Source organism: Pseudonocardia bannensis (assembly GCF_012911875.1).
Classification (GTDB): Bacteria; Actinomycetota; Actinomycetes; order Mycobacteriales; family Pseudonocardiaceae; genus Pseudonocardia; species Pseudonocardia bannensis.
Genome location: NZ_JAAXKZ010000074.1, coordinates 23,029 through 29,425, shown reverse-complemented (window position 1 = coordinate 29,425; position 6,397 = coordinate 23,029). Strand labels below are relative to the sequence as shown.

At 69.4% G+C, this 6,397-nt stretch carries 6 protein-coding genes; 2 read left to right on the top strand and 4 right to left on the bottom strand.

Annotated features, from left to right (window positions below):
• Positions 1-24 precede the first annotated feature (24 nt).
• Positions 25-1,653 carry a class I adenylate-forming enzyme family protein gene (locus HF519_RS18850; protein WP_169414290.1) on the bottom strand — a complete coding sequence of 543 codons (1,629 nt, stop codon included), beginning with the start codon at positions 1,651-1,653 and terminating at the stop codon, positions 25-27.
• Positions 1,654-1,928: 275 nt separating this feature from the next.
• Between HF519_RS18850 and HF519_RS18845 the strand changes: the two genes are divergently transcribed.
• Positions 1,929-2,327 (top strand): YchJ family protein, encoded by a 399-nt coding sequence (locus HF519_RS18845; protein ID WP_169414289.1) that lies wholly within the window; start codon positions 1,929-1,931, stop codon positions 2,325-2,327.
• A 142-nt stretch (positions 2,328-2,469) separates the two neighbouring features.
• Here the strand turns inward: HF519_RS18845 and HF519_RS18840 are convergent, their stop codons facing one another.
• The 3 genes from HF519_RS18840 to HF519_RS18830 form a co-directional block, all read right to left on the bottom strand.
• Positions 2,470-2,796, bottom strand: a complete 327-nt coding sequence (locus tag HF519_RS18840; RefSeq protein WP_169414288.1) for a hypothetical protein — start codon at positions 2,794-2,796, stop codon at positions 2,470-2,472.
• Between the two features lie 375 nt (positions 2,797-3,171).
• On the bottom strand, positions 3,172-3,849 hold the full coding sequence (locus HF519_RS18835) for a TetR/AcrR family transcriptional regulator (RefSeq protein ID WP_169414287.1): 678 nt from the start codon (positions 3,847-3,849) through the stop codon (positions 3,172-3,174).
• 501 nt (positions 3,850-4,350) lie between these two features.
• Positions 4,351-4,650 (bottom strand): MmoB/DmpM family protein, encoded by a 300-nt coding sequence (locus HF519_RS18830; RefSeq protein WP_169414286.1) that lies wholly within the window; start codon positions 4,648-4,650, stop codon positions 4,351-4,353.
• A 733-nt stretch (positions 4,651-5,383) separates the two neighbouring features.
• Between HF519_RS18830 and HF519_RS18825 the strand changes: the two genes are divergently transcribed.
• Positions 5,384-6,382 carry an AraC family transcriptional regulator gene (locus HF519_RS18825; protein WP_169414285.1) on the top strand — a complete coding sequence of 333 codons (999 nt, stop codon included), beginning with the start codon at positions 5,384-5,386 and terminating at the stop codon, positions 6,380-6,382.
• Positions 6,383-6,397: the final 15 nt, after the last annotated feature.

The window sequence follows — 6,397 nt, the reverse complement described above, 5'->3', positions numbered from 1 at the left end:
CGGGGGCTGGTCGGGGGCGGGGGCTCAGCCGCCGACGCGCCGGTCCTGGTCGCTCCAGTAGCGCTTGCGCAGCTCGTGGCGTTGGATCTTCCCCGAGCCGGTCTTGGGCAGCGCGGGCACGAAGTCCACCGAGCGGGGGCGCTTGTAGCCGGCGATCCGGTCCCGGCACACCTGCTCGATGTCGGCCTCGCTGACCTGGTGACCGTCGAGGACCGCCACCACCGCCTTGACCGACTCGCCCCAGCGCGGGTCCGGGACGCCGATCACGGCGACCTCGCTCACGCCGGGCAGGGCCGAGATCGCGTTCTCGATCTCGCCGGGGAAGATGTTGAACCCGCCCGAGACGATCATGTCCTTCTTGCGGTCGACGATGTGCAGGTAGCCGTCCTGCAGGCGGCCGACGTCGCCGGTGGCGGCCCAGCCGTCCTCGAGCAGCACCTCGCGGGTCGCCTCGGGGCGGTTCCAGTAGCCCAGCATCGTGGTGTCGCCGCGGGCCTGGATCTCGCCCTCCTCGCCCTCGGCCGCGTCGGCGCCGGCCGGGGTGCGCAGCCGCACCTGCACGAACGGGTTGACCCGCCCGGCCGAGGCGAGCCGCGCCGGCGGCGGCTGCCCGGGGTCGAAGCGGTGCGCCTGCTTGGACAGCGAGGCCAGCGGGAACGGGATCTCGGTCAGCCCGTAGGCCTGCACGAACACCTCGCCCAGGCAGGCGACCAGGCGGGTCAGCCGGTCCGGCGCGATCGCCGAGCCGCCGTAGAGCACGGTGTGCAGCGTGTCGGTGCGCCACCGCCCCGATTCCAGCGCCGGCAGCATCATGTTCAGCATCGTCGGCACCATCGGCAGCACCGTGGCGCCGTGGTCACCGATCGCCTGCAGGGTCCGCTCCGGATCGAACTCCGGCAGGCTCACCTGCGCGGCCCCCCGCATCGCGTAGGTGATGCCCAGGTACCCGGACAGATGGGTCAGCGGGGCCACGTGCAGCACCACGTCGTCGGTCTCGATCGCGGGCAGCTCGACCATCAGGTTGCGCGCGCAGGCCAGCAGGCTGCGGTGGCTGAGCATCACCCCCTTGGGCTCCCCGGTGGTGCCCGAGGTGTAGGGCAGCCAGGCAAGATCCTCGGGGTCGACGCGCGGCGACGCCAGCTCGGGATGGGCCAGCAACTCGGCGTAGCGGGCCGCGACCGGTCCCTGCGGCTCGTCCAGCGCGACGACGGCGACATCCAGGCCGGCCTCGGCCAGCGCCGCGGCCACCTCGCGCTCGCGCTCACCGTCGACGAACGCCACGGCCGGGCCGCAGTCCCGGGCGATCTGCGCGACCTCGCGCGGATGCAGCCGATAGCTGAGGGCCACCCGCACGAAGCCGCCCGCGGCCAGCGCATGATCGATCACGAAGCTCTCGGGCCGGTTCTTCGTCAGCACGACCGCCCGGTCGCCCGGACGCACGCCCAGGGCCGCCAGCCCCCCGGCCAGCCGCCGGGCACGCGAGCCCAACTCGGCATAGGTACAGACCGCACCGGGCCCCTCGACCACGGCAGGCAGGTCCGCGAACCGCCGGTAGGCCTCCGCGAACACCGAGGCCAGCGTCGCCGTCACGATCCCGGGCCGGAGCCCGGTGGTGGTCACGCCCTCGTCGGCCGCGGTTCCAGTCATCGCCATGATCACTCCATCGGGACGCAGAGGCGACGGGTTCGCGTGCACCACAGCAGACTCGAACCCATATCTGGTATAAGCGTTCGGCCGAAATCTAGTATCAGACTAAGGGGGCGTCAAGACGCCGTCCGGGACCGCTTCGGGCCGGGCGATTCCGAGTGACGAATTTTCCGGCTCGGGGCGCGACCGAAATCCTTCAAGGTTCGCGTGAACGCGGAACGTTTCAGCGGAGGCGACTCCCGCGAGAGGATCTCGTCCGCGTCGGCGGGGAGAATGTGGCCGTGCGCAGCCCGCTCGGAACACCCCGCCCCTGCCCGTGTGGCCTCCTGCAGACCTACCACACCTGTTGCGGCCGCTTCCACGCCGGAGAGTCGGCTGCACCGACGGCTGAGCTGCTGATGCGGTCGCGGTTCAGCGCCTTCGCGGTCGGGGACGGGGCGTACCTGCTGCAGACCTGGCACCCGTCGACGCGGCCACAGCACCTCGACCTCGACCCTGAGCAGCGCTGGACCGAGCTGGAGATCCTCGGCCGGACCGGCGGCAGGATGCTGGAGGTCGAGGGCATCGTGGAGTTCCGCGCGCATTACCGCGCCCACGGGCGCCCCGGCACGCTGTGGGAACGCAGCCGCTTCGTGCGCGAAGGCGGCTGCTGGCTCTACCTCGACGCGATCCCGCGGTGAGCCGGGCGGGGAGCCAGGGATCGCGTCTCCCGATCAGGAAGCGCGATTGCTCGTAGCCCGACCGGGGTCCCGCACACGTCGACCTTCCCGGAAGGGTCGACCCCGCCACGGTCCTCGACCGCCGGGCGTGGCGTGGCCGCGGTCATGACCCGTCCAGCGAGCCTCGCCCCGGGTGCCGCGGCCCCTGGTCGGTGCCGGTGTCGGTCCAGTTGCGGCGAGCACCGGTGGCTGTCGTCTCACCACTGCGAGGGGCAGGGATGCCCAGCTCCGGGGTGTCGCTCACTGACCGCTCGCGAGCGGCCGGTTGCTGTCCGCGAGGCACCTGGGGTTCGTGCAATGAGTACGCGGTGTCGTCGCGATCGGGCGTGGGGATCTGAGCATTCCTGATCCGCGCCACAGCGCCGAGGACGATGGCGCCGACGACGCTCACGATCAGCCAGGTCAGGCCTGCGGCCAGCAGCGTCAGCATGAACGGCCACTGGTGGTGGAGCCGATGCCGCGGAGCTGAGGGGGCCCTGGCATCGATGCTCCGATCGTCTGGCGGACGGTAATCCCCACAGGGGCGCAGCCGGGGCCGGCAGGCACGGGCGCACGCGGGGGTCCCGAGGCGGTCATCGGGTGTAATCGTTGACGAGCATGGCGCTACTCCATCTGGAGTGTCGGTTGACCTACGTTCGGTCTATCGGCGATACGCCGCGGATCGTTTCATCGGGCGTGGGCGCGCTATGCCCGCAGCCGGCCTGCGGACGGCGTGTGGCCACCAGCGCGGACGGCGAGTGGGGATCGTGAGGCGGGCGGGGAGGATCCGGAGCGGCCTGACCGAAAGGCGAGTCGGCGGCGGAGCTCAGGCCTGCGGTTGTGCCTGAGGCGCGGTGCGGGGGACACGGCCCTCGAGAACGAGGGCGAGGAGTTGGTCGATCGCGTGGTCGGCCGAGCTGCGGCGGACCAGGAACCTGTACAGCAGGGTGGCGGAGAAGATGTCCTGCAGTAGTTGCGCGTCGACATCGGCTGGCAGGTCGCCGCGACCGGCGGCGTTCTCGAGGATGACGCGCACCGGGTCCCGGTGCGATCGCAGCAGTGCCTGCATCTGCTCTGGTGCCTCGGGGTCGCGGAGAAGGTCCACTGCGACGGCAGGGATGGTCTCGCCGACCGGGGAAGCGGCGTAGCTGTCGAGTATGGCCTGAAGAGCGGCGCGGAGATCGAGCTGGAGGTCTCCTGTGACCGTGATCGGAACGTCGTCCACCCGGGAGTTGATCGCCTCGATCGCGAGTGCCTTCTTCGAAGGCCACCAGCGGTAGACGGTGGTCTTGCCCACGCCGGCGCGCGCCGCGACGCCCTCGATGGTGAGCCGTGGGTAGCCGACCTCCTCGAGCAGCTGAAGGGTCGCGTCGAGGATCGCAGCGTGCGACTGCGGACTGCGGCGCCGGCCGCTCGCACGGCGATCCTGAGCCTCGCTGCGAATTGTCCGCCCCCGTCGTTCGGTCCTGACCTGATGCCGCCCGCGATGTCCACTATGTAGCACAATGCAATTACGGAGCAACCGAGCCTGGTGTCGGACGATTCTAGCGGTCGTCGATCTCCGGGCGGACGGTGTGTGGTTGGAGCAGCGTCCCGGGCATAGGTCGATACGCTCCGTAGCGTCGCAGTCGCGGACTGAAGTGTGCCCGTGGTGATCCTCGGCGAACGTTATCGGGCGATGCGACTACAACGGCCGTGAGGAACTGTCGCCGTCGAATGACCTCCCCGTATTTGTGTGACACTCGCACCCTCTGCCCACTCGAGTAGAGGTGTCAGTCGGCCGGCCCGCCCATCACGCGGTCCCGGCTCCGGTGACCGGCGGTCGGACGCAGGGCGCACGGTCGGCGCGCCGGTACTCGACCACCGTCGTGTTGTGGCTGCTCACGGCGACCAGGAGCCTCGGCCCTGCTCGTCCGGTCGTTGGCTCCGGGACCACCGCACCACGGCCGCCTCGGATGTTCTTCGGCGTTCGGCGCTGAACCGGCCACGCGTGAAGCCGGCCCTGTCAGTTCCGCGGGGAGGGCGCCGTCGGGTGATGCCACGTGATCTCGTCCGTGAATTCAGTGATCTGGCCGTCGAACGACACCATTATCGAGTCGAGTGAACTCATCTCGAAGGATCGCCCGAGGTGCCATTCGATTGTCGCTCTGGTCACCCGGAGGAAATCAGGTGCTCGTACGCAGATGTGTCGGCCGTAGTCAATGACGTCCACCGCAACGTCTGGATTGTCGTCGCGAATGGCCGAGACAACCAGTTCTGCCCGGCCGCCCCAGATCTTGAGGACCGGCCCGACCGCGTTCTTCAACCTTCCGCCCTCTACTGTCCGATCGCCACGGTATTCAGTTGCGCGTGCCCGGGCCCTGCTGTGCCGTCCCCTCGGGTCGCCCGCGACGCGACGTACCGTCCGTCGGACCCGAGCCGGACGTCCGCCCCTGGCTCGGGCTGAACGAGCCGGCACACCAGGAGGCCGGCTGCGGGCTCGTCGCAGCCGGTGATGTGCACCGGTCGGAACGTCATGAGGACTTCTGGACGCGAGGCGGTCACACCACTCCTGTGGGCTCGTGGCTGGTGCCCGCGGCGTGGTCGTGCCCAGTGGTCCGAGGACGACGGGTCCGCGAAACAACCGTTCGGAACCGCATTCAAGGAGATCTCGCTCTTCATGGCCGTGGACGTCGCCGGAGGTCGGGAGATTCGGATATTAGGAGCACAGGGCGTTGCACAACTATCCACTTCTCGTTCCTTCTCCGGAGAATGCTGCGGGAAGTGGATGATCGGGCCGCGCTCACGCTCGACTGCCCGGCTCCGCACGGCCGGTCTGGCTTTACGCAGCGGGACGCTCGCCTCGCCGGCGCGCTCAGGACCCGTTACGTGCGGAAGCAAAAGACCGGACCGCTCTCCTGCGCTGTTGATGAGGTGTCCCGTGCGGAGTGTCGGGACGCACGGACCGGGACGTGACCGACCGGGTAGTCGGCCGCTGCCAGCATTTGTCGACAGCTGATCGACACGGCAGGCTGCGACCGGTGAGGACCCGAAGCCCCGTGCCGAGCGTCGCGACAGGCGCTGAGCAGCGGAGCCCCGTGACCACTGCCGATCTCGAGCAGGCGCGCGAGTCGTTGAGCGAGGTGTACTACCCGCTGCGACTCCAGCAACTGGACCGGACGAAGGAGTTCACCTTCGAGATGGCGACTGTCGATCTCGGGCCACTCACTCTCGGTCGTCTGACCTACGGTTCCGACATCAGCCTCGACTGCGGAGACCTCGGGACGGCCTACCACGTCAATCTCCCGCTCTCCGGGCACGTCGTCTCGCGATGCGGCGTGAACGAGATCGTCGCGACGCCGGAGACCGCGGCCGTCTTCGGTCCGGTCGGTCACACCGTGCTCGACCGGTGGGCGGCCGGTAGCACCCAGCTCTGTCTCAAGATCGATCGCGGTGTGCTCGAGGCGGAGTTGGTGGAACGACTGGATGTCGCGGCCGTCGACGCCGTGCAGTTCGAGTTCCCCATGAACATGGCTGGTCCCGCCGGTCAGAGTTGGCTCAGCGCGCTCCAGATCCTCGCCAACGAGTTGAGCCAGCCGGGTGGTCTCGCGGCGCACCCGATTCTCGCGGCCGAAGTCCAACGGTTGATCATCACCGGGCTGCTGCTGTGCCAACAGCACAACTACTCGGACGCACTGAACACGCCTGGACTGACGCCCCGTGAGAGGGCGGTGCGAGGGGTGGTGGACCTGATCGACGAGCGCCCCGATCATCCCTGGACGGTTCCGGATCTGGCCCGCGCGGCCGGTATCAGCGTTCGCTCGCTCGAGGACGGCTTCCGTCGTTACCTGGACACGTCACCGCGGGCTTATCTGCGCGAGCGACGTCTGTGCTGCGCGCACGAGGAACTGGTTCGATCGTCGCCGAGCGGGGTGAGCGTGACGGAGGTGGCCTACCGCTGGGGCTTTGCGCATCTGGGCCGCTTCGCACTTGCCTACCGGAAGAGGTTCGGGGTCACCCCGTCGGAGACGCTGAAGGCGACCCGCCTGTCGGTCTGACGGCAGCGGGCCGGC

Bases quoted from the DNA above. Each gene is read 5' to 3' on its own strand.
- HF519_RS18850 (WP_169414290.1), bottom strand. From the start codon at position 1,653: ATGGCGATGACTGGAACCGCGGCCGACGAGGGCGTGACCACCACCGGG.
- HF519_RS18840 (WP_169414288.1), bottom strand. From the start codon at position 2,796: ATGCTGACGCTGCTGGCCGCAGGCCTGACCTGGCTGATCGTGAGCGTC.